Genomic DNA, 21110 nt, shown 5'->3' with positions numbered 1-21110 from the left:
GCCACCTGGCGGGCACACTGCAAGCCGTACTGGCCGAAGATCTAGCAGTACGGCTACCGCGACTTGCGGGACACACCAAAGGAAACCTGCCATGAAATGGGAAACACCAACCGCCAGCGACATGCGTTTTGGCTTTGAAATCACGATGTACATTGCCAACCGCTGAACCCTGTGGCCCGTCGGATCAAACCGGGGGGCCATAGGCCTGCCAACGCCACAGCCTGAAGAAGAACACCCCTTGAGAGTCCATGTCCTAGGCTCCGCAGCCGGCGGCGGTTTCCCCCAGTGGAACTGCAATTGCCCCAATTGCGCGGCCTACCGCCAGGGCAGCCCCCACCACACGGCACGCACCCAATCGTCCATTACCGTCAGCGCCGACGACAGCAACTGGGTGCTGTTCAACGCCTCCCCCGAAATCCTGCAGCAGATCCGCAGCTTCCCGGCCCTGCAGCCTGCACGGCAACTGCGCGACACCGCCATCCGCGCCATCTTTCTGATGGACGCACAGATCGACCACACCACCGGCCTGTACATGCTGCGCGAACACCGCCAGCCGCTGGCGCTGTGGTGCCATGCCCTGGTACGCGACGATCTGATGCGCGGCAACCCCTTGCTCAAGGTACTGGAGCACTACTGCGGCACCCGCTGGAACGATGTGCCACTCGACCACAGCCATTTCCCCATAGACGGCGTGCCGGGCCTGCTGTTCTCTGCCCTGCCCCTGCTGAGCAACGCCCCGCCGTACTCGCCGCACCGCGACCAGCCCCAGCCGGGCGACAACGTGGGCGTGACCATCACCGACGCAGCCAGTGGCAAGCAGCTGTTTTACGCGCCCGGCCTGGGCACCATGGAGCCGCATGTGTGGGCCGCCATGCAAACGGCAGACTGCGTGCTGGTAGACGGTACGCTGTGGGCCGACGATGAAATGATCACCCTGGGCGCGTCCCAAAAAACCTCGCGCTCCATGGGCCACCTGCCACAAAGCGGCCCGGGCGGCATGCTGGAGTGGTTGGACCAGTTGCCCGCCACCACCCGCAAGGTGCTGATCCACATCAACAACACCAACCCCATCCTCGATGCAAGCAGTCCCCAACGCCAGGAGCTGGCACGCCGTGGCATAGAAGTTGCCTTTGACGGTATGGAGATCACACTATGAGCGAGACTGTCACACCCTGGACCACCGAAGAATTTGAAGCCCAGCTGCGCGGCAAAAGCAGCAGCTACCACATCCACCACCCGTTCCACCGCATGATGGCCGCCGGTACATTGACACCGGCGCAACTGCGCGGCTGGGTGGCCAACCGCTTCTACTACCAAATCTCCATCCCCCTCAAAGACGCAGCCATCCTGTCTAACTGCGATGACCGGGAGATTCGGCGCGAATGGATACAGCGCATCCTGGACCACGATGGCCGCAACATCGGCGCGATCGACGGCAGCGAAGACCCCGGTGGCATCGAGGCCTGGATAGCCCTGGGCGTGGCCGTAGGCCTGTCGCGCGACGATGTCACCTCGCTGCGTTTTGTGGCACCGGCCACGCGCTTCGCGGTGGATGCCTACATCAACTTCGCGCGCCGCCAGCCCTGGCAGGAAGCCGTGGCCTCCAGCCTGACCGAGCTGTTTGCCCCGCACATCCACCAGCAGCGCATCGACACCTGGCCCACCCAGTATCCCTGGGTGGACACGCAGGGCCTGCAGTATTTCAAGCAACGCCTGACCCAGGCCCGCCGCGATGTGGAGCACGGCCTGCGCTTCACGCTGGCCCACTTCAGCCAGACCCGGGCGCTGCAAGAGCGCGCACTGCAAATACTGCAGTTCAAGCTGGATGTGCTGTGGGCCCTGGCCGACGCCATCATGCTCAGCCAATGCGAAATTGCGATCACCGGAGCCAAGCCATGAACCAAATCTATTCCGGCATCGACCTGGACCTGCGCCCGCGCATTGCCAGCCTGTTTCGCCTGCAATGGGAGGCGGTGCAAAATTCCTGGGTGCTGCTGTACCCGGAAGGCATGGTCAAGCTCAACGGCAGCGCGGGCGAAATCCTGAAACGCCTGGACGGCAAAACCAGCGTCCAGGCCGTGGTAGATGCGCTGGAGGCCGACTTTGGCACGCCCGGCCTGGCCAACGATGTGCTGGACTTTCTGGCCATTGCCCGCCGCCAGGGCTGGATCAAGCTGTGAATGCACCACTGGTAGCACCTCAGCCGGGCCCACCCCTGTGGCTGCTGGCCGAGCTCACCTACCGCTGCCCGCTGCACTGCGTGTTTTGCTACAACCCGCTGGACTTCGCCGCCACCAGCAATGAGCTGTCCACCGACGACTGGCTGCGCGTGCTGCGCGAGGCCCGCGCTGCGGGTAGCGTGCAATGCGGCTTCTCGGGTGGCGAACCCATGCTGCGCGACGACCTGGAGGTGCTGGTGGCAGAGGCGCACCGCCTGGGCTTCTACACCAACCTGCTGACCTCCGGCGTGGGCCTGACCGAGGCCCGCGCGGCAGCGCTCAAACAGGCCGGGCTGGACCACATCCAGCTGTCCTTCCAGGACTCGACCCGCGAACTCAACGACTTTCTCTCGCACACCAAGACCTTCGACCTCAAGCAGCGCACCGCCGCCCTCATCAAATCCCACGGCTGGCCCATGGTGCTCAACTGCGTGGTCCACCGGCTCAACATCGACTACATCGACAAAATCATCGAGCTGGCGGTGGAGCTGGGTGCCGAGTACCTGGAGCTGGCCAACAGCCAGTACTACTCCTGGGCGCAACTCAACCGCGACGGGCTGATGCCCTCGCGCGAGCAACTGCAGCGCGCCGAGCAGGTCACCAACGCCTACCGCGACAAGCTGGGCAAAGAAATGGACAACACGCTGCGCATCATCTTCGTGGTGCCCGACTACTACGAAACCCGCCCCAAGAAGTGCATGAACGGCTGGGGCAACATCTTCCTGACCATCACCCCGGACGGCACGGCCCTGCCCTGCCACACCGCCAAAATGCTCAAGGGCCTGGCGTTTCCGAATGTGCGCGACCACAGCGTCAACGACATCTGGTACCGCTCTGACGGCTTCAACCACTTCCGTGGCAACGGCTGGATGAAGGAACCCTGCCGTACCTGCCCCGAGCAAGAAAAAGACCTGGGCGGCTGCCGCTGCCAGGCCTATATGCTGACCGGCGATGCCGCCAACCCCGACCCGGTCTGCGACAAATCCAGCGAGCACCACATCGTGCTGGAAGCCGTGGCCTATGCCCAGATACCCGACAGCCAGCGCACGGTGGTCAAACCCCTGGTGTTTCGCGACCCCAAGACCTCGCGGCAACTGGCCCAGCCGGCTGCTGCCCCGGTGGCGAAATTGCTATATAAAAATGAGCTTGTCACGCTCATTGCATAAGCGCTAGAGGCCTAAAAGGCTTCTAATCTATGCATCCTGCCCGGTAGGACGCAAATAGACTATCGCAAGGCGCTTGCGCGTCAATGGCGGCCACAGGGTCGGCGTATAGTCGCGCGCTTACCTTATGAAGCATTTACTCAATTTATTGGCAGCCATTGCGCTGCTGGTCTGGGGCACCCATCTCGTGCGCACCGGCGTGTTGCGGGTGTTTGGAGCCAACCTGCGGCAGATGCTGGCGCACAGCATGGGCAACCGGTTCACTGCCGCCCTGTCCGGCATCGGCGTGACGGCCCTGGTGCAGTCCAGCACCGCCACCTCGCTGATGACTTCGTCCTTCGTGGGCCAGGGCCTGATCACCCTGCCCGCCGCGCTGGCCATCATGCGCGGGGCCGACATCGGCACCAGCCTCATGTCGGTGCTGTTCTCGTTCGATTTGTCCTGGCTGTCGCCGCTGTTCATCTTTGTCGGCGTAGTGATGTTTTTGTCCACCAAAGACGGCACCGCCGGTCGCCTGGGCCGGGTGCTGATCGGCCTGGGCCTGATGCTGCTGGCCCTGCGGCTGGTGGTAGATGCCACCGAGCCGCTACTGGCCTCGCCGGTGGTGCGCAGCCTGCTGGCGGCAGTGAGCAGCGACCTGCTGATGGAGATCACCCTGGGCATGGTGCTGGCCGTGCTGGCCTATTCCAGCCTGGCGGTGGTGCTGCTGATTGCCGCGCTGGCCGCGTCCCACGTGATCCAGATGGACGTGGCGCTGGGCCTGGTGCTGGGCGCTAACCTGGGCAGCGGCGCGCTGGCGGTGCTGACCACCTCCAAGTCGGCCATCGAGGTGCGCCAGGTCACCGTGGGCAACCTGGTCTTCAAGCTGATGGGTGTGGTGCTGGTGGCCCCAATGGTCGGCCTGTGGCTGCGCCATGTGCAGCCCTCGATGCCCGATGCCACCCACGGCGTGGTGTTGTTCCACCTGGCGTTCAACGTGGCCATGAGCGTGGCCTTCATCGGGCTGACGCAGCTGGTGGCCAAAGTGATGGAAAAACTGCTGCCCAAGCCACCCGCCCAACCGGCCGAGCGCACCCGCCCACAGCACCTGGATCCGTCTGCCCTGTCCACACCTTCGCTGGCCATCTCCTGCGCCGCGCGTGAGGCGCTGCACCAGGCCGACGTGGTGGAGACCATGATGCTGGGCATCCTGACCGTCATCAAAAACAACAACCTGCAACTGGCCGACGAGCTGCGCAAGCTCGACGACACGGTGGACCGGCTGTACTCGGCCATCAAGTACTACCTGACCAAGATCTCGCGCGAAGCCCTGTCAGAAGAAGAAAGCCGCCGCTGGACCGACATCATCAGCTTCACCATCAACATGGAGCAGATCGGCGACATCATCGAGCGCGTGCTGATCGACGTGGAAGACAAAAAAATCAAGCCCGGCCGCAACTTCTCTGAAGCGGGCATGGAAGAAATCACCGAGCTGCACGCCCGGCTGGTGGACAACCTGCGCCTGTCGATGAGCGTGTTCCTGAACGGCAATGTGCATGACGCGAAAAAGCTGCTGGAGGAAAAGGCCCGCTTTCGCGACCTGGAGCACGCCTACTCGCGCTCGCACCTGGTGCGCCTGGCCGACAACACCCAGTCCAGCATCGAAACCAGCTCACTGCACATCGATTTGATCAGCGAACTCAAGCGCATCAACTCACACATCTGCTCGATTGCGTATCCGATTCTGGATTCCGCGGGAGCGCTGGCGCCGAACCGGCTGCGCACTTCCAAGCTGGCGGATTTGGGCTGACACCTCTTTCTCGTGTGGTGTAGCTAGCGTCAAAAGTATCCCACAAGATACAATTTATCCATGCTGATCATCCAGACCACAGAAGAATTTGAAAGCTGGTTCACGGCCCTCAAAGACAAAGCTGTGCAGCTGCGGATTCAGGCGCGGATTGACCGGGCGGAACTGGGCAACTTTGGTGATTGTGCCCCGGTGGGCGAAGGCGTATCAGAGATGCGGCTGCACTTCGGTGCGGGCTGGCGCGTGTACTTCACCATGCGGGGGACGGAACTGGTCATCCTGCTAGCGGGCGGCAATAAAACCAGCCAACCCCGCGATATCCAAATGGCGCTTGCCATGGCAAGACAACTCAAGGAGCAATGAACCATGGGCACCCTCAAACTCACGCAATGGGACTCGGCCAAGTACCTCCAGACCGAAGAAGACATCAGCGCCTACTTTGCCGCCTGCCTGGAAGAAGCGCCCGATGACGCGGCCTTTCTGGCGAAGGCACTGGGCAACATTGCCCGCGCCCGTGGCATGGCGCAGTTGGCCAAAGATACCGGGCTGGGCCGCGAGAGCCTCTATAAGGCCCTTTCAGGCGAAGGCAATCCCAGCTTTGACACCATCGTCAAGGTCATGAAAGGGCTGGGCCTGAAGCTGACCGCGCAAACCGTGGTCCACGCTTAGCCAGTCTGCCGAGTTATCCCCCGGTCACCGGCGGGAAAAACGCCACTTCGGCACCGTCCACCAGCGCGGCCTGCGCGTCCACCATCACCTGGTTCAGCGCCACCCGCACCGAGCGGCCTGGGGCCAGGCTGCTGGCGTAGGCACCGCCCCGGGCCACCAGCTCGTCGCGCAGGGCCTGCACGGAGGCCGAGGTGGTCTCTACCAGCTCTTGCCCCGTGCCCAGCGCTTCGCGGATGGAGGCGAAATATTTCACCGTCAGCTTCATGCCTGCAGCTCCGTCAGGGGAATGAAGCGCACCGTGTCACCCCAGGCGATGGTCTGGCCGGGCTGGGTGTCTACCAGGCCGTCGGCCCAGGCGGCGCTGGTGAGTACGCCGGAGCTTTGGTTGGCAAACAGGTCCAGCCCGCCCGCCGCGTTGCGCCGCACCCGCAAGAATTCGCGCCGCTTGTCGGCCCGGGGCCAGTCGAAGTGCGCGGGCAGTTGCATGGCGGGCGGCTCCACGGCGGTGGCACCTTGCAGGCGCAGCACGAAGGGGCGCACCAGCAGCAAGAATGTCACAAAGCTGGCGACCGGGTTGCCGGGCAGGCCGATGAAGTGACTGCCTTGCACGGTGCCGTAGGCGAACGGTTTGCCAGGCTTGATGGCCAGTTGCCACAGGTGCAGGCTGCCCAGAGTCTGCACGGCGGCTTTGACGTGGTCTTCTTCGCCCACCGAGACCCCGCCACTGGTCAGGATCAGGTCGTGCGTCTGGCTGGCGGCGCGCAGCGCGTCTACCGTGGCATCGCGCTGGTCGGGCACGATGCCCAGGTCGGTGACCACGCAGCCCATGCGTTGCAGCAGGGCGCGCAGGAAGAAGCGGTTGGAGTTGTAAATAGCACCCGGGCGCATGTCTTGCGGGGCCACGTCGCCCGGCATGACGAGTTCGTCGCCGGTGGAGAACAAGGCGACCCGGGGGCGGCGCGCCACATCCAATGCATTCATGCCAATACTGGCCGCCAGCGCAATAGATGCGGGCGTTAGCCGCTCACCTTTCGATAGCACCACGGCATTTTGAGCCACATCCTCGCCCGCGCGGCGCACGCACTGGCCGCTCTGGGGTGGGCGCAGCACGCGCACCGTGCCGTCTGGCTGCACTTCGCACTCCTCTTGCATCACCACCGCGTCGGCTCCCACGGGCATGGGTGCACCGGTAAAGATGCGGGCCACGCTGCCGGGTTGCAGGGGCTCGGGCGCACTGCCTGCGGCGATGCGTTGGGACACGGGGAGCGCAGCTTCGGACACATCGGCACAGCGCATGGCGTAACCGTCCATCGCGCTGTTGTCGAACGAGGGGACTTGCAGCGGGGACACGGCATCCTGCGCCAGCACGCGGCCATCGGCCTCGAAGGTGCTGACACTTTCCACAGCGGCAAGCGGTACGGCATAGGCCAGCAGGGTGGCCAGCGCGTCGTCCAGGGGGATCAAAGGGGCGCGGGGGGTCATACAGGAGCCTGGTATTCAAAGAGGGCTGCATGCTGCTGCAACCAGGCCACCACGGCGGCGGGGTTGTTGATGTCCAGCACCGGCAGCGCGGAGGGGCTGGGCAGCGGGGAATCGGTGGCGATGGCGACGATGCGGGAGTCATCGGGGTACTGCACCGGTTGGTCGGAGGCGGCGCGCCAGACTTCGATCTTGGGCAGCTCGCTGGTTTTGAAACCTTCTACCAGCACCCAGTCCACGCCGGGATTCAGTTCGGCGATCAGCGCGTGGACCGACAGGCGCTCGGGCGCTTCAAATTCACGCACCAGGGCCAGGCGCAGGTCGGAGGCAATCACCACCTCGAACGCGCCCGCCTGGCGGTGCCGCCAACTGTCTTTGCCCGGCTGGTCGATGTCAAACCGGTGGTGCGCATGCTTGGCCACCGAGACGCGCAGGCCCTGCTGCTTGAGCAGCGGGATCAGTTGCTCCACCAGGGTGGTTTTGCCCGAACCGGAGAACCCGGCGAAGACGACGGCCTTCATGGCAGTAACCGGAAAAAACTACACTTTTGATAGCTGCTCACGCCCATTCCATAAGCACGGGCGGCTGTTTTAAGCACAAGTTTTCTCGATCAGGGCTTTGACCTGCGCCACGTCGGCGGGCAGGTTCAACACGCGCTTGGGCAAGGCCTCGATGCCCAGGAACTGCGGCGGCCGGTCGGGTTCGCGGCCCAGGGCCTCGTTCACGGTGGCGGCAAACTTGATGGGCAGGGCCGTCTCCAGCACCACCATGGGCACACCGGCTTGCAGGTGTTCCCGGGCGACCTTCAGGCCGTCGGCAGTGTGGGTGTCGATGACCATGCCGAAGCGGGCATCGGTATCGCGGATGGTGGCCAGGCGGTCGGCGTGGGTACTCTTGCCGCTGGCAAAACCGTAGCGGCTGGCGGCTTGCGCAAACGCCGGGTCGGCGCTCAGGTCAAAGTAGCCCTGGGCCGCCAACTGGGTGCTGAACAGGTCTTTGGTGCGGGCACCGTCGCGGCCCACCAGATCGAACACAAAGCGCTCGAAGTTGGATGCCTTGGAGATGTCCATCGATGGGCTCGAAGTCTCATGCGTGTCGGCGCTGCCCCGCACGCGGTAGATACCGGTACGGAAGAATTCGTCGAGCACATCGTTCTCGTTCGTGGCCACCACCAGGGTGGCAATCGGCAGGCCCATCATGCGCGCCACATGGCCGGCGCAGACGTTGCCGAAGTTGCCAGACGGGACGGAGAAGCTGACCTTTTGGTCGTTGGTCTGCGTCGCCTGGATGTAGCCCGCGAAGTAGTAGACCACCTGCGCCAGCAAGCGTGCCCAGTTGATGCTGTTGACGGTGCCGATCTTGTACTTGCGCTTGAAGTCCAGGTCGTTGGACACGGCCTTGACGATGTCCTGGCAGTCATCAAAAACGCCTTCAATGGCGATGTTGACGATGTTCTCGTCCATCAGGCTGAACATCTGCGCCTGCTGGAACGGGCTCATGCGGCCCTGGGGCGAGGTCATGAACACGCGCACCCCGCGCTTGCCGCGCATGGCGTATTCGGCCGCGCTGCCGGTGTCACCGCTGGTGGCACCCAGGATGTTGAGCTCTTCGCCGCGCCGCGCCAGCTCGTACTCAAACAGGTTGCCCAGCAACTGCATGGCCATGTCTTTGAAGGCCAGCGTGGGACCGTTGGACAGGCCCTCCAGCAGCACGCCGTTTTCCAGATGGCGCAGCGGCACGATTTCGCCGGTGCGGAACACCTCCACGGTGTAGGTCTTGGCGCACAGGGCGCGCAGGTCGGCGGCGGGAATGTCGTCGATATACAGCGACAGTATCTCGAACGCCAGCTCGGCATAGCCCTGCTCGTGGTAGACCTTGCGCCAGCGGGTCAGCGTGGCGGAATCCACCTGCGGGTAGTGCGCGGGCAGGTACAGGCCGCCATCGGGGGCCAGGCCTTCGAGCAGGATTTCGCAGAATTGGCGCGGCGTGGCATCGCCACGGGTGGAGAGGTAGTGCATGGGGGTTGTCTCGCAGTCAATGTGCCGCAACGCAGGGGTTTGCGCGCCAAATGTGTGTGCAAATTTTAGCAACGCAGAGCCAGCACCTTCCAGACGTAAAAAAACCCAGCCGGGCTGGGTTTTTTGGCAGCAGCGCGAAGCTTATTTGGCGCAAGCCTTGCCGCCTGCAGGATGGTTACCCTTGGCTTTGGCATCGGCTTCGGCCATGTACTCGCCAGTCTTGGTCTTGCCGTAAAACTTGGCACCTGCGCAGTGGTAGGTCTTGGATTTGTCGTTCACCCACACCTTGCCGTCGCCGCCACCGGCTGCTGCGGCAGTGGGCGCGGCCTTTTTGGCTGCAGCGCTTGCCGCTACAGGCTTGGCGGCGGGCGCGGAAGCCATGGCCGCAGGTGCCGAGGCGGTGGTGGCAGGCACGGCGGTGGCCGCAAAGCCCGCACCGGCGAAGCACAGGCCCAAGGCGATAGCGAAGACACGGATGTTGGATTGCATGGGGATTCCTAAAAAGAAATGTCAGTTGAAAGAACCACAGCGCCTGGTGTTTGCGCTGTGAACTTCAACGGCCCATGCCGCACCCAGGACGACCGCTTTACATCAGGCTAACTCTTCCTTACGAATACGCGTGATCGGTGCCAGCACGGTCGGCAATGCCTGCATCTGCGCCAGGGCGGCATCCATGCGGGATTCGGTGCAGTCGTGGGTCAGGATGATCACGTCGGTCTGGGTGGCACCCTCGCCGCCCACTTCGTCGGCTTCGCGCTGCAGCACCGCGTCGATGCTGATGTCGGCCGCCGCCAGCAGGCCGGTCACGGTGGCCAGCACGCCGGCCTGGTCGGCCACGCGCAGGCGCAGGTAGTAGCTGGTGACGACTTCACCCATGGGCAGCACCGGCAGGTCGCTCATGGAATGGTGCTGGAAGGCCAGGTAGGGCACGCGCTGGGCGGGCTCGGCGGTGTGCAGGCGGGCAATGTCCACCAAGTCGGCGATCACCGCGCTGGCGGTGGGCTCGCTGCCCGCACCCTTGCCGTAGTACAGCGTGGTGCCGACAGCATCGCCCTGCACCATCACCGCGTTCATCGCGCCTTCGACGTTGGCGATCAAGCGCTTGGCGGGCACCAGGCTGGGGTGCACGCGCAGCTCCACACCATTCGGCGTGCGCTTGGTGATGCCCAAGAGCTTGATGCGGTAGCCGAGCTGTTCAGCGTAGCGGATGTCTTGCGCGCCGAGCTGGGTGATGCCTTCGATGTAGGCCTTGTCGAACTGCACCGGGATGCCGAAGGCGATGGCCGACATCAGCGTCAGCTTGTGGGCCGCGTCCACGCCTTCGATGTCGAAGGTGGGGTCGGCCTCGGCGTAGCCCAGGCGCTGGGCTTCTTTGAGCACCACGCCAAAGTCCAGGCCCTTGTCGCGCATTTCGCTGAGGATGAAGTTGGTGGTGCCGTTGATGATGCCCGCCACCCACTGGATGCTGTTGGCGGTGAGGCCTTCGCGCAGCGCCTTGATGATGGGGATGCCCCCGGCCACGGCGGCCTCGAATGCCACCATCACGCCCTTGGCGTGGGCGGCGGCAAAGATTTCGGTGCCGTGCACGGCCAGCAGGGCCTTGTTGGCGGTGACCACATGCTTGCCCTGGGCAATGGCTTCCAGCACCAGCTCCTTGGCCAGGCTGGTGCCGCCGATGAGCTCGACCACGATGTCGATGGCCGGGTTTTGCACGATGGCGCGCGCGTCGGCCACCACCTGGGCGCGGTCGCCCACCAAAGCCTGGGCCTCGGCGGTATTGCGGCGCGACACCATGGTGACTTCAATGCCACGCCCGGCGCGGCGCTTGATTTCTTCCTGGTTGCGTTGCAGTACGTTGAACACGCCGCTGCCGACGGTGCCGATGCCGAGAATGCCTACTTGGATGGGTTTCATATCAGTTTTATAGTTAAATAATGGCTCTAGCGCTTATCTGATAAGCGTCAGGTGCTACGTTTACGATAGTGCTCCAGGAATTTGGCCACGCGTTGAATCGCTTCGCGCAGGTCGTCTTCGTGGGGCAAAAATACGATGCGGAAGTGGTCTGGCGTGGGCCAGTTGAAACCCGTGCCCTGTACCAGCATCACGTGGGTTTCCTGCAGCAGCTCCAGGATGAACTGCTGGTCGTCCTCGATCGGGTACATGGTCCGGTCCAGCTTGGGAAACATGTACAGCGCGGCGGTGGGCTTGACGCAGCTGACACCGGGGATGGCAGTAATCAGGTCGTAGGCCAGGTCGCGCTGGCGGCGCAGGCGGCCGCCCTCGCCCACCAAGTCGTTGATGCTCTGGTAGCCGCCCAGCGCCGTCTGGATCGCCCACTGGCCGGGCACGTTGGCGCACAGCCGCATGTTGGAGAGCATGTTCAGGCCCTCGATGTAGTCGCGCGCGGGCTTCTTGTCGCCCGACACCACCATCCAGCCCGCGCGGTAGCCGCAGGAGCGGTAGCTTTTGCTCAGGGAGTTGAAGGTCAGGGTCAGCACGTCGTCGCTCAGCGAGGCCATGGCAGTGTGCTTGGCACCGTCGTACAACACCTTGTCGTAGACCTCGTCGGCAAAAATCACCAGGCCAAATTCACGGGCCAGCGCCACGATGCCTTTGAGCAGGGCATCGGAGTACAGCGCGCCCGTCGGGTTGTTGGGGTTGATCACCACAATGCCCTTGGTGCGCGGGGTGATGCGGCCGCGGATGTCGTCCAGGTCCGGCATCCAGCCGTTGGCTTCGTCGCAGATGTAGTGCACCGGCGTACCGCCCGACAGGCTCACGGCCGCGGTCCACAGCGGGTAGTCGGGTGCGGGCAACAGCAGCTCATCGCCGTCGTTCAAGAGGGCGTTGGTGGCCATCACGATGAGTTCGCTGGCACCGTTGCCCAGATAGATGTCATCCAAAGTGACGCTTTTTACACCCTGTTGCTGGGTGTAATGCATGACCGCTTTGCGCGCCCCAAAGATGCCCTTGCTGTCCGAATAACCGGCTGAATTGGGCAGGTTGCGGATCATGTCCTGCTGGATTTCTTCGGGCGAATCAAAGCCAAACACCGCCAGGTTGCCGATGTTGAGCTTGATGATCTTCTGGCCCTCTTCCTCCATCTGGCGCGCCGCGTCCATGATGGGGCCGCGGATGTCGTAGCACACACTGGCCAGCTTGGTGGATTTTTGGATGGTCTTCATGGTGTCCCTGGCGGGCGGAGGTACAAGCTGCCGCCGCAGGCTGTCTATAAGAATGGAAACCTATAATTGGACCACATTTGCAAAGCCGATCCATGAAGCTCCAACCCGATAAATTCGACGTGCAATCCATCACTGGCTACGGGCCGGGCTGGGTGGGCATCAACACCGACAAAGTGGTGCACAGCGTGGTGCTGGGCTCGCGCGGGGAGAGGCTGGAGTGGAACTGCGGCCGTTTTGAAGACCTGACCCCCGAGCACTTTGCCCAACTCGCCGCCATGGCCCCGGAACTGGTGATTTTTGGCAGCGGCAGCCGCATCCGCTTTCCCCAGCCGGTGTGGCTCAAAGCCCTGATGGCGCAGCGCATCGGCATCGAGACCATGGACACCCAGGCTGCCTGCCGCACTTACAACATCCTGGCCCAGGAGGGCCGGCACGTGGTGGCAGCCCTGTTACTGGAGACCGCTCCTTGAGCCTGCCAATGAGCCGCTCGGTTTCCGAGTAAAATCGAGGGTTGCAGTTTGAAGCAGCCAGCGGCCAGGCTTTGGTGCCGTCACAAGCATGCTAGCACCGATTACCCGGCCTTTCGCACCAGCCACTTCAAGCTTTCGACGACCACACCCAGTCACAAGAGACCCCAAGCACTATGGCGATCGTTGTCAATAAACTTATCTCTGAATTTGAAGCCAACGCCACCGGTGGCATCAAGGTTTCCAACACCACCCACCTCGGCAAGGTCGTGGTTTTGTATTTTTACCCCAAGGACAACACCCCCGGTTGCACCACCGAAGCCATGCAGTTCCGCGACAAGCACAAGGAATTCGTCAAGGCCGGTGCCACCGTGTTCGGCGTATCGCGCGACAACATGAAGTCGCACGATGAATTCAAAACCAAGCTGGAGCTGCCGTTTGAACTCATCGCTGACACCGAGGAAAAAATGTGCCACATGTTTGGCGTGGTCAAGAACAAGATCATGTACGGCAAAAAGGTCAAGGGTATCGAGCGCAGCACCTTTTTGATCGGTGCCGACGGCATCCTGAAGAACGAGTGGCGCGGCCTGAAAGTTCCAGGCCATGTAGACGATGTACTGCAAGCGGTCAAAGACCTGAAAAAAGCGGTCTGACTTTCACTCAGGCCACCGTGCCGTACTGCAGCAAGGCTCATGCATAATGAAAACATGCTGCTGGTAAATTTAACTGCGCTCCCCCTCAAAAGCCGCCTGGCCTGCCTGGCGGCTTTTGCGTTTTTAGACCTCCTTTTTTAACGAGCGAGCCCCACGCCCTATGCCATTGCCTCCCGCCCCCACCAAGCGCGCTGCCACCTTGGCCCGTGAAGCCTACGACGTGGTTGCCAAGTCCATCAAGAAAACGGCGACCAGCCGGGCACCCAAAGCCGCGGACAACGCTGCGGCGGTGCAAGAGAAACCGCAAGCCCGCAGCGTGGCGCCAGTGGCCGAGCTCAAGCGCGAAAAACCCGCGCCCGAAGCCCCCAAAAACACCCCCAGTCTGGACAAACCCAGCGAAGCCCCGGGGCGCAACCGCAACGCAGCCCTGCTGCAAGAACCCGCAGCCAAGCGCAAAGCCCCCAAGAGCACCGGCCCGGCCAAGCTGTTTGTGCTGGACACCAATGTACTGATGCACGACCCGATGTGCCTGTACCGGTTTGAAGAGCACGACATCTTCTTGCCCATGATCGTGCTCGAAGAGCTCGACAGCAACAAAAAGGGCATGACCGAGGTGGCCCGCAATGCCCGCCAGACCAGCCGCTCGCTGGACGCGCTGGCCGGGGCCAAGGAAGCCGACATGGCCGTGGGCCTGAAGCTGGACACCACCGGCCACCTGGAAGCAGGCGGCAAGCTGTTCTTCCAGACCCAGACGCTCAACTACACCCTGCCCAGCAGCCTGCCCCAGGGCAAGGCCGACAACCAGATCCTGGGCGTGGTCGAGGCGCTGCGCCCGCTGCACCCAGGCCGCGAGGTAGTGCTGGTGTCCAAAGACATCAATATGCGCGTCAAGGCCCGTGCCCTGGGCCTGGCCGCCGAGGACTACCAGAGCGACAAGGCGCTGGACGACGGCGAGTTCCTGTACTCCGGCGCGCTGGCCCTGCCACCCGACTTCTGGACCAAGCACGGCAAAACCGTGGAAAGCTGGCAGCAAGGCCTATACACCTTCTACCGCATCTCCGGCCCCATCGTGCCCGAGATGATGGTGAACCAGTTTGTGTACTTCGAGTCGCCCGGCGAACCCAACCTGTACGCCCGCGTCACCGAAATCCGCGCCAAAACTGCGGTGCTCAAGACGCTGAAGGACTACAACCACCTCAAGCACGCCGTCTGGGGTGTGACCACCCGCAACCGCGAACAGAACTTCGCGATGAACCTGCTGCTCGACCCCGAAGTCGATTTCGTCACCCTGACCGGCAATGCCGGTACCGGCAAGACCCTGATGGCACTGGCTGCGGGCCTGACCCAGGTGTTGGACGAGCGCCGCTACACCGAAATCATCATGACGCGGGCCACCGTCAGCGTAGGTGAAGACATCGGCTTCTTGCCCGGCACCGAAGAGGAAAAAATGGGCCCCTGGATGGGCGCGCTCGACGACAACCTGGAAGTGCTGGCCAAAACCGAAACCAGCGCAGGCGAATGGGGCCGCTCGGCCACCAACGAGCTGATCCGCTCGCGCATCAAGATCAAGAGCATGAACTTCATGCGCGGCCGCACCTTCCTGAACAAGTACGTGATCATCGACGAGGCGCAGAATCTGACCCCCAAGCAGATGAAGACCCTGATCACCCGCGCCGGCCCCGGCACCAAGATCATCTGCATGGGCAACCTGCAGCAGATCGACACGCCCTACCTGACCGAAGGCTCCTCCGGCCTGACCTTTGCCGTGGACAAGTTCAAGGGCTGGCCCCACAGCGGCCACATCATGCTGGCGCGCGGCGAGCGTTCGCGCCTGGCCGACTTCGCCAGCGAGGTTTTGTAACCCCTACCGAGACACACCATGATTCTGGAAATCGCCGATATCCGCATCCGCCCCGGCCAGCAGGCCGCTTTTGACGAGGCCATCACGCGGGGCCTGGAAACCGTCATCAGCAAGAACGCGGGCTGCAAGGGCTACAAGGTCAACAAGGGCATCGAGAGCCCCGAGCGTTATGTGCTGCAAATCTTCTGGACTTCGGTAGAGGCGCATAACGTCGGCTTCCGCGAATCCCCGGCATTTGCCGAGTGGCGCGGCATCGTCGGCCCGTTCTTTGCCAGCCCCCCAGTGGTGGAGCACTTCGACCTGGTGACCAAGTCGGAATAGGCCCGCAGACGTAAAAAAGGCCCGTGGAACCCTCCGGTTCCACGGGCCTTTTTACATGCAATGGGTTATTGCTGCGCGCGCTCGGCCAGGAAGATTTCAACCCGGCGGTTGCGGGCGCGTCCGGCGTCGCTGCTGTTGTCAGCGATGGCTTCGCGCGAACCCCGGCCTGCCACCACCACGCGGCGCGCATCCACGCCACGCGAGGTCAGGTAGTCACGGGCGCTCTCGGCGCGGTCCAGCGACAAGGGGTTGTTGATGGCATCGCTGCCGGTGCTGTCGGTGTGGCCGATGATGCGCACTTCGGTATTGGGCTGGTTTTGCAGGCCGTTGGCAAACTGGTCCAGGATGGGGCGCAGATTGGGCTTGATATCGGCGCGGCCCGTGTCAAACGAGATGTCGCTGGGGATGTTCAGCTTGAGCTGGTTGTCCGACGTTTGCGTGACCGCGACACCTGTGCCTGCCGTGGCCTGCTCCATCGCCGCCTTTTTGTCCTGCATGTGCTTGGACCAAACGTAGCCGCCCAGCGCGCCCAAGCCCGCGCCGATGGCCGTGCCCTTGGTACTGTCACCAATCAGCACGCCCGCCAGCGCACCAATGCCTGCGCCAGTGGCCGTGCCCTTTTGGGTTTCACTCATGTTGGCGCAGCCGCCCAGGGCTAATGCGGCCACGGTGCAGGCGATAACGGAAGTGCGCAGGGAGAAGTAGGTGTGTGCCATGGTGTCCATTCAATTTTTAGTAATACAACAACGGTGGATGCCACTGTCTGTTGACAGGTTCCCTAGTTATACGCCAGAAAAATTGCTACCGGATGTGAACACCATACGTCGGGCTGTTGGCCTACACGGCTTTGCGGTGGCATCTGACCTGGTGCAAGCACCGACTCGCCAAGCCAAAAGCATACCCGTCAAAAATAAGCTAAAAATTGACCTCTAGCGCTTATGCAAAAAGCGCAAGCAGCTATCATTTACATAGCCACTTGCGCCTTGAGGGTGCGCCTGCCAAGGGGCAGCCAGCAGCCCCTTGGCGAACGGAAAGCTTAAACCGAAGCGGTGTCTTTCACCGTGTCGGCCAGATCGGTGTAGTCCTTGACCTTGTCGAAGTTCAGGTACTGGTAGATCTTTTCGCTATCTTTGGTCAACACGCCCATGTCGGCCATGTACTCGGCCTTGGTGGGGATGCGGCCCAGTTTGGAGCAGATGGCGGCCAGCTCGGCCGAACCCAGATACACATTGCTGTTCTTGCCCAGGCGGTTCGGGAAGTTGCGGGTGGAGGTGGAGAACACGGTCGCGCCTTCTTTCACCTGCGCCTGGTTGCCCATGCACAGGCTGCAACCCGGCATTTCCATGCGCGCACCGGCACTGCCCAGCACGCCGTAGTGGCCTTCTTCAGACAACTGCTTGGCATCCATCTTGGTGGGCGGAGCCATCCACAGCTTGACGGGGATATCGCGCTTGTTTTCCAGCAGCTTGGAGGCGGCACGGAAATGGCCGATGTTGGTCATGCAGGAGCCGATGAAGACTTCTTCAATCACATTGCCCGCCACTTCGGCCAGGGTCTTCACGTCGTCCGGGTCGTTCGGGCAGGCCACGATGGGCTCGTGGATGTCGGCCAGGTCGATCTCGATGACGGCAGCGTATTCGGCATCGGCATCGCCGTGCATCAGCTCGGGGTTGGCCAGCCAGGCTTCCATGGCCTTGATGCGGCGGTTGATGGTGCGCACGTCCGAGTACCCGGTGGCAATCATCCACTTCAGCATGGTGATGTTGCTGTTGATGTACTCGATGATCGGCTCTTTGTTCAGGTGCACGGTGCAACCACCGGCAGAACGCTCGGCAGACGCGTCGCTCAGCTCAAACGCTTGCTCGACCTTCAGGTTGGGCAGGCCTTCGATTTCCAGGATGCGGCCCGAGAAGATATTCTTCTTGCCCTGCTTGGCCACGGTCAGCAAACCAGCCTTGATGGCATACAGCGGAATGGCGTTGACCAGGTCCCGCAGGGTGATGCCGGGCTGCATTTCGCCCTTGAAACGCACCAGCACGCTCTCGGGCATGTCCAAAGGCATCACGCCCGTGGCTGCACCGAAGGCCACCAGGCCAGAACCAGCGGGGAAGCTGATGCCGATGGGGAAACGGGTGTGGCTGTCGCCGCCGGTGCCCACGGTGTCGGGCAGCAGCATGCGGTTCAACCAGCTGTGGATGATGCCGTCACCGGGGCGCAGGGGCACGCCACCACGGGTGCTCATGAAGTCGGGCAGCTCGTGGTGCATCTTCACGTCCACCGGCTTGGGGTAGGCGGCGGTGTGGCAGAAGGATTGCATCACCAGGTCGGCGCTGAAGCCCAGGCAGGCCAAATCTTTCAGCTCGTCGCGGGTCATGGGGCCGGTGGTGTCTTGCGAGCCGACCGAGGTCATTTTGGGTTCGCAGTAGGTACCGGGGCGCACGCCCTGGCCCGCAGGCAGACCGCAGGCACGGCCAACCATCTTTTGCGCCAGGGTGAAACCCTTATGGGTGTCGGCCGGGTTTTGCGGCAGGCGGAACAGGGTGGACACAGGCAGGCCCAGCGCTTCACGCGCCTTGGCGGTCAGGCCACGGCCAATGATCAGGGGAATACGGCCACCGGCACGCACTTCGTCGAACAGCACGTCACTTTTCAGCGTGAATTCGGCGATGACCTTGCCGTCTTTCAGCGCCTTGCCCTCGTAGGGGCGCAGCTCGACCACGTCGCCCATGGCCATCTGGCTCACGTCGAGTTCGATCGGCAGCGCGCCGGAGTCTTCCATGGTGTTGTAGAAAATCGGGGCGATCTTGTTGCCCAGGCAGACACCACCAAAGCGCTTGTTAGGCACAAAGGGAATGTCTTCGCCGGTGAACCACAGCACCGAGTTGGTAGCCGACTTGCGGCTGGAGCCGGTGCCGACCACGTCGCCCACATAGGCCACCAGGTTGCCACGCGCACGCAGGTCTTCAATGAACTTGACCGGGCCGCGTTTGCCGTCTTCTTCCGGCACGATGCCGGGGCGGGCATTCTTGTGCATGGCCAGGGCGTGCATGGGAATGTCGGGGCGGCTAAACGCATCGGGGGCGGGCGACAGGTCGTCGGTGTTGATTTCACCGGCCACCTTGAAGATGCTGACGGTGATGCTCTCGGGCACGGCGGGGCGGCTGGTAAACCACTCGGCATCGGCCCAGCTTTGCAGCACGGCCTTGGCGTAGGTGTTGCCCTTTTCGGCCTTTTCCTGCACGTCATGGAACTGGTCGAACATCAGCAGGGTTTTCTTCAAACCGGCAGCAGCGGCCTCGGCCACAGTGGCGGATGCGTCGTCCAGCAGGTCGATCATGGGGCTGATGTTGTAGCCGCCCAGCATGGTGCCCAGCAGTTCGGTGGCTTTTTCGCGCGACAGCAGGGGGCACTTTTCGGTGCCGTGGGCCACGGCGGCCAGGTAGCTGGCCTTGACCTTGGCGGCATCGTCCACACCGGCGGGAATGCGGTGGGTGATCAGGTTGAGCAAATTGGCTTCTTCGCCTGCAGGGGGGCTTTTCAGCAGCTCGATCAGCTCGCCGGTCTGCTTGGCAGACAGGGGGAGCGGGGGAATGCCGAGGGCGGCGCGCTCAGCAACATGGGCGGCATAGGCTTGCAACATGGTTTTCTCCTGGTTCAAATAATCGTGGGGGCAGACGGAAGGTTTTTTTTAAGGGGTGGCAACGGCGGGTTGCGATGCTGTCGGCGCAGGCAGTGGAGCAGGGGCATTAAGCACGCTTTGTGCCGGATTCAGCTTGAGCGACTCGGCCACCGCAACCTGCTGTGGGCTCATGCAATCGTCGGCCAGGCGCTGGCCCAGCTTTTGGTTCATCAACATGGATTTGTTGCCCAGTTGCAGCCACACGGCACCGGCTTTCTGGTCTTCCAGGCGGATGGCACCGGTGCTGGTTTCGACCGGGAACATGCGGTATTTGAGGTTTTTGACCTGCACGTTGAAGTAGCCGGGGTATTTGGCATCGGCCACCAAGGTGACGGTGGTGCCCAGCTCGCAAGGCACGGTGCCAACTTGCACGCGTTCGGCAATCGCCATTTCGGCGGGGGTCAGGGCGGCTTCGGCGGCTTCGATACCGGCGGCCACGTTTTTCGCAGCGCTCTTGAGCTGAATACGGCTGCTGGTGGGCTTGGGGGCGGCTTTGGGGGCGGCTTTGACAACCGTTTTCACCGGTTTCTTGGGTGCTTCCTGTGCCAGAGCAAACGCGGGGGCCAGTGCCAACAAAGCGATAGAGAGGATCAGTTTCATACGGGTTCTAAAGTGGAAATAGGGTCTGGCAGCTTGAAATACACCGCCACCTCGGGCGGCAAGGCACGCCCGGTCTGGTGGGCGCGCTCCAGCACCTGCCAGAAATAGCGGTAGCTGGCACGGTCGTGCAGCTGGCCGGCATCAGAAATTGGGGCCCACTGGGCGGCCACGGCGGCAGTGATGATGCGGGCAGCGGCTTCCACCTCGGCTTCACCGGGCGCAAACGCGGCCAATATGGGGCGGATCTGGCTGGGGTGGATGCTCCACATGCGGGTGAAGCCCAGGGTGCGGGCCGCGCGCTCGGCAGCCGCCTGCATGGCCTGGGTGTCGGCAAATTCGGTCACCACGCAGTGGGACGGCACCTTGCCGTGTGCGTGGCAGGCAGAGGCAATCTCCAGCTTGGCACGTACCACCAGCGGGTGGGTGAACTGGCCCGCCGCGCCCATGGCATCGCCCGGAATGGCCCCGCCGTGGCTGGATACAAAATCCATCAACCCAAAGCTCAGGGACTGCACCCGGGGCTGGGCGGCGATCTCGAACGCGCGCTGCACAGCGGCAGGCGATTCAATCAAAACATGTAGCGGTAAATGCAGAGCAGATGAGCGCTGGAGTGCTTTTTCGACCTGAATAATATCGCGGACCGACTCGATCTTGGGCACCATGATGTGGGTCAGCCGGTGGCCGGCCTGGGCGGCGATGACGGCCATGTCCTGCTCGAAAGCCGGGTGGTCTACCGCATGCACCCGCACCGCCACCCGCGCCTCGGGTGCAGCGGCCAGCGCCAGCGCCACCACCATGGCGGCGTGCTCGGCTTCGCCACCGACGGGTGCGCCGTCTTCGCAGTCCAGGGTCACGTCGAACACGCAGGCCCCGAACTCTTCGGTCATTTCGGCCTGCAATTGCAGGCTTTTGCGCATCCGCGCTTCCACGCCGCTGTAGTGGTCACAGACCGGCAGGAAACCCTGCGCGGCCTGGGCACCCAGCAGAACTTGGCGGGGATGCTGCATGGT

The 21110-nt window shown here is 62.9% G+C and carries 23 protein-coding genes; 12 read left to right on the top strand and 11 right to left on the bottom strand.

What is annotated here, in order from left to right; genetic code table 11:
- The first annotated feature begins 91 nt into the window (after positions 1-91).
- From pqqA to AC097O_RS07990, 8 genes are all read left to right on the top strand, one after another.
- The gene (pqqA, locus tag AC097O_RS08025; RefSeq protein WP_315186447.1) at positions 92-166 is read left to right on the top strand and encodes a pyrroloquinoline quinone precursor peptide PqqA; all 75 of its coding nucleotides are present in this window, start codon (positions 92-94) and stop codon (positions 164-166) included.
- 72 nt (positions 167-238) lie between these two features.
- Positions 239-1156 carry a pyrroloquinoline quinone biosynthesis protein PqqB gene (gene pqqB / locus AC097O_RS08020; RefSeq protein ID WP_479592290.1) on the top strand — a complete coding sequence of 306 codons (918 nt, stop codon included), beginning with the start codon at positions 239-241 and terminating at the stop codon, positions 1154-1156.
- Positions 1153-1899, top strand: coding sequence for a pyrroloquinoline-quinone synthase PqqC (pqqC, locus tag AC097O_RS08015; protein WP_479592289.1), 747 nt, complete (start codon positions 1153-1155; stop codon positions 1897-1899). Before pqqB ends, pqqC begins: the two co-directional genes overlap by 4 nt.
- Positions 1896-2180, top strand: a complete 285-nt coding sequence (pqqD, locus tag AC097O_RS08010; protein WP_479592288.1) for a pyrroloquinoline quinone biosynthesis peptide chaperone PqqD — start codon at positions 1896-1898, stop codon at positions 2178-2180. The genes pqqC and pqqD overlap by 4 nt, the downstream gene beginning before the upstream one ends.
- Positions 2177-3385 (top strand): pyrroloquinoline quinone biosynthesis protein PqqE, encoded by a 1209-nt coding sequence (gene pqqE / locus AC097O_RS08005; protein WP_479592287.1) that lies wholly within the window; start codon positions 2177-2179, stop codon positions 3383-3385. The genes pqqD and pqqE overlap by 4 nt, the downstream gene beginning before the upstream one ends.
- 124 nt (positions 3386-3509) lie before the next feature.
- Entirely contained in the window at positions 3510-5171 is a 1662-nt protein-coding gene (locus AC097O_RS08000; protein ID WP_479592286.1) for a Na/Pi cotransporter family protein, read from the top strand.
- A 60-nt stretch (positions 5172-5231) separates the two neighbouring features.
- Entirely contained in the window at positions 5232-5531 is a 300-nt protein-coding gene (locus AC097O_RS07995) for a type II toxin-antitoxin system RelE/ParE family toxin (RefSeq protein ID WP_479592285.1), read from the top strand.
- A 3-nt stretch (positions 5532-5534) separates the two neighbouring features.
- Positions 5535-5837 carry an addiction module antidote protein gene (locus tag AC097O_RS07990; protein WP_315185965.1) on the top strand — a complete coding sequence of 101 codons (303 nt, stop codon included), beginning with the start codon at positions 5535-5537 and terminating at the stop codon, positions 5835-5837.
- Positions 5838-5850: 13 nt separating this feature from the next.
- Here the strand turns inward: AC097O_RS07990 and moaD are convergent, their stop codons facing one another.
- From moaD to AC097O_RS07955, 7 genes are all read right to left on the bottom strand, one after another.
- Positions 5851-6102 carry a molybdopterin converting factor subunit 1 gene (moaD, locus tag AC097O_RS07985; RefSeq protein WP_479592284.1) on the bottom strand — a complete coding sequence of 84 codons (252 nt, stop codon included), beginning with the start codon at positions 6100-6102 and terminating at the stop codon, positions 5851-5853.
- Entirely contained in the window at positions 6099-7319 is a 1221-nt protein-coding gene (locus AC097O_RS07980; RefSeq protein WP_479592283.1) for a molybdopterin molybdotransferase MoeA, read from the bottom strand. The genes moaD and AC097O_RS07980 overlap by 4 nt, the downstream gene beginning before the upstream one ends.
- Positions 7316-7837, bottom strand: a complete 522-nt coding sequence (mobB, locus tag AC097O_RS07975) for a molybdopterin-guanine dinucleotide biosynthesis protein B (protein WP_479592282.1) — start codon at positions 7835-7837, stop codon at positions 7316-7318. Before mobB ends, AC097O_RS07980 begins: the two co-directional genes overlap by 4 nt.
- A gap of 69 nt (positions 7838-7906) precedes the next feature.
- The gene (gene thrC, locus AC097O_RS07970; protein ID WP_479592281.1) at positions 7907-9334 is read right to left on the bottom strand and encodes a threonine synthase; all 1428 of its coding nucleotides are present in this window, start codon (positions 9332-9334) and stop codon (positions 7907-7909) included.
- Positions 9335-9475: 141 nt separating this feature from the next.
- Positions 9476-9823, bottom strand: coding sequence for a hypothetical protein (locus AC097O_RS07965; protein WP_479592280.1), 348 nt, complete (start codon positions 9821-9823; stop codon positions 9476-9478).
- A gap of 102 nt (positions 9824-9925) precedes the next feature.
- Positions 9926-11248: a homoserine dehydrogenase gene (locus tag AC097O_RS07960; protein WP_479592279.1), complete on the bottom strand. Its 1323-nt coding sequence runs from the start codon at positions 11246-11248 to the stop codon at positions 9926-9928.
- Positions 11249-11295: 47 nt separating this feature from the next.
- Positions 11296-12519, bottom strand: a complete 1224-nt coding sequence (locus AC097O_RS07955) for a pyridoxal phosphate-dependent aminotransferase (protein ID WP_479592278.1) — start codon at positions 12517-12519, stop codon at positions 11296-11298.
- A 92-nt stretch (positions 12520-12611) separates the two neighbouring features.
- Here AC097O_RS07955 and AC097O_RS07950 point away from each other — a divergent pair, with 92 nt between their 5' ends.
- The 4 genes from AC097O_RS07950 (at position 12612) to AC097O_RS07935 (ending at position 15821) form a co-directional block, all read left to right on the top strand.
- The gene (locus AC097O_RS07950) at positions 12612-12989 is read left to right on the top strand and encodes an Mth938-like domain-containing protein (protein WP_479592277.1); all 378 of its coding nucleotides are present in this window, start codon (positions 12612-12614) and stop codon (positions 12987-12989) included.
- Between the two features lie 173 nt (positions 12990-13162).
- The gene (locus AC097O_RS07945; protein ID WP_295956314.1) at positions 13163-13639 is read left to right on the top strand and encodes a peroxiredoxin; all 477 of its coding nucleotides are present in this window, start codon (positions 13163-13165) and stop codon (positions 13637-13639) included.
- Positions 13640-13799: 160 nt separating this feature from the next.
- On the top strand, positions 13800-15500 hold the full coding sequence (locus AC097O_RS07940; RefSeq protein ID WP_479592276.1) for a PhoH family protein: 1701 nt from the start codon (positions 13800-13802) through the stop codon (positions 15498-15500).
- 18 nt (positions 15501-15518) lie between these two features.
- Positions 15519-15821, top strand: coding sequence for an antibiotic biosynthesis monooxygenase family protein (locus AC097O_RS07935; RefSeq protein WP_479589544.1), 303 nt, complete (start codon positions 15519-15521; stop codon positions 15819-15821).
- Between the two features lie 65 nt (positions 15822-15886).
- Here the strand turns inward: AC097O_RS07935 and AC097O_RS07930 are convergent, their stop codons facing one another.
- The 4 genes from AC097O_RS07930 to AC097O_RS07915 all read right to left on the bottom strand — a co-directional run bounded on the left by AC097O_RS07930 (position 15887) and on the right by AC097O_RS07915 (position 21107).
- On the bottom strand, positions 15887-16516 hold the full coding sequence (locus tag AC097O_RS07930) for a YiaD family glycine zipper/OmpA-like lipoprotein (RefSeq protein ID WP_479592397.1): 630 nt from the start codon (positions 16514-16516) through the stop codon (positions 15887-15889).
- 341 nt (positions 16517-16857) lie between these two features.
- Positions 16858-19461, bottom strand: coding sequence for a bifunctional aconitate hydratase 2/2-methylisocitrate dehydratase (acnB, locus tag AC097O_RS07925; protein WP_479592275.1), 2604 nt, complete (start codon positions 19459-19461; stop codon positions 16858-16860).
- Between the two features lie 48 nt (positions 19462-19509).
- Positions 19510-20100, bottom strand: a complete 591-nt coding sequence (locus AC097O_RS07920; RefSeq protein WP_479592274.1) for a hypothetical protein — start codon at positions 20098-20100, stop codon at positions 19510-19512.
- A complete protein-coding gene (locus tag AC097O_RS07915; RefSeq protein ID WP_479592273.1) occupies positions 20097-21107 on the bottom strand; it encodes an HpcH/HpaI aldolase/citrate lyase family protein in 1011 nt (336 codons plus the stop codon). Before AC097O_RS07915 ends, AC097O_RS07920 begins: the two co-directional genes overlap by 4 nt.
- Between the last annotated feature and the right edge of the window lie 3 nt (positions 21108-21110).

It is taken from the genome of Rhodoferax sp. LS1P39 (genome assembly GCF_056521425.1).
Note: the sequence above shows the minus strand (reverse complement) of the source record. Positions and strands in the feature narration are given on the sequence as shown.

Excerpts from the sequence above, each read along its gene's own strand:
- AC097O_RS07980 (WP_479592283.1), bottom strand. The coding sequence starts at position 7,319 with ATGACCCCCCGCGCCCCTTTGATCCCCCTGGACGACGCGCTGGCCACC.
- mobB (WP_479592282.1), bottom strand. The coding sequence starts at position 7,837 with ATGAAGGCCGTCGTCTTCGCCGGGTTCTCCGGTTCGGGCAAAACCACC.
- AC097O_RS07935 (WP_479589544.1), top strand. The coding sequence starts at position 15,519 with ATGATTCTGGAAATCGCCGATATCCGCATCCGCCCCGGCCAGCAGGCC.
- thrC (WP_479592281.1), bottom strand. The coding sequence starts at position 9,334 with ATGCACTACCTCTCCACCCGTGGCGATGCCACGCCGCGCCAATTCTGC.
- AC097O_RS07945 (WP_295956314.1), top strand. The coding sequence starts at position 13,163 with ATGGCGATCGTTGTCAATAAACTTATCTCTGAATTTGAAGCCAACGCC.
- AC097O_RS08000 (WP_479592286.1), top strand. The coding sequence starts at position 3,510 with ATGAAGCATTTACTCAATTTATTGGCAGCCATTGCGCTGCTGGTCTGG.
- AC097O_RS07990 (WP_315185965.1), top strand. The coding sequence starts at position 5,535 with ATGGGCACCCTCAAACTCACGCAATGGGACTCGGCCAAGTACCTCCAG.
- AC097O_RS07915 (WP_479592273.1), bottom strand. The coding sequence starts at position 21,107 with ATGCAGCATCCCCGCCAAGTTCTGCTGGGTGCCCAGGCCGCGCAGGGT.
- AC097O_RS07955 (WP_479592278.1), bottom strand. The coding sequence starts at position 12,519 with ATGAAGACCATCCAAAAATCCACCAAGCTGGCCAGTGTGTGCTACGAC.
- pqqD (WP_479592288.1), top strand. The coding sequence starts at position 1,896 with ATGAACCAAATCTATTCCGGCATCGACCTGGACCTGCGCCCGCGCATT.
- AC097O_RS07940 (WP_479592276.1), top strand. The coding sequence starts at position 13,800 with ATGCCATTGCCTCCCGCCCCCACCAAGCGCGCTGCCACCTTGGCCCGT.
- AC097O_RS07950 (WP_479592277.1), top strand. The coding sequence starts at position 12,612 with ATGAAGCTCCAACCCGATAAATTCGACGTGCAATCCATCACTGGCTAC.
- moaD (WP_479592284.1), bottom strand. The coding sequence starts at position 6,102 with ATGAAGCTGACGGTGAAATATTTCGCCTCCATCCGCGAAGCGCTGGGC.
- acnB (WP_479592275.1), bottom strand. The coding sequence starts at position 19,461 with ATGTTGCAAGCCTATGCCGCCCATGTTGCTGAGCGCGCCGCCCTCGGC.
- AC097O_RS07920 (WP_479592274.1), bottom strand. The coding sequence starts at position 20,100 with ATGAAACTGATCCTCTCTATCGCTTTGTTGGCACTGGCCCCCGCGTTT.
- AC097O_RS07995 (WP_479592285.1), top strand. The coding sequence starts at position 5,232 with ATGCTGATCATCCAGACCACAGAAGAATTTGAAAGCTGGTTCACGGCC.
- AC097O_RS07960 (WP_479592279.1), bottom strand. The coding sequence starts at position 11,248 with ATGAAACCCATCCAAGTAGGCATTCTCGGCATCGGCACCGTCGGCAGC.
- pqqC (WP_479592289.1), top strand. The coding sequence starts at position 1,153 with ATGAGCGAGACTGTCACACCCTGGACCACCGAAGAATTTGAAGCCCAG.
- AC097O_RS07965 (WP_479592280.1), bottom strand. The coding sequence starts at position 9,823 with ATGCAATCCAACATCCGTGTCTTCGCTATCGCCTTGGGCCTGTGCTTC.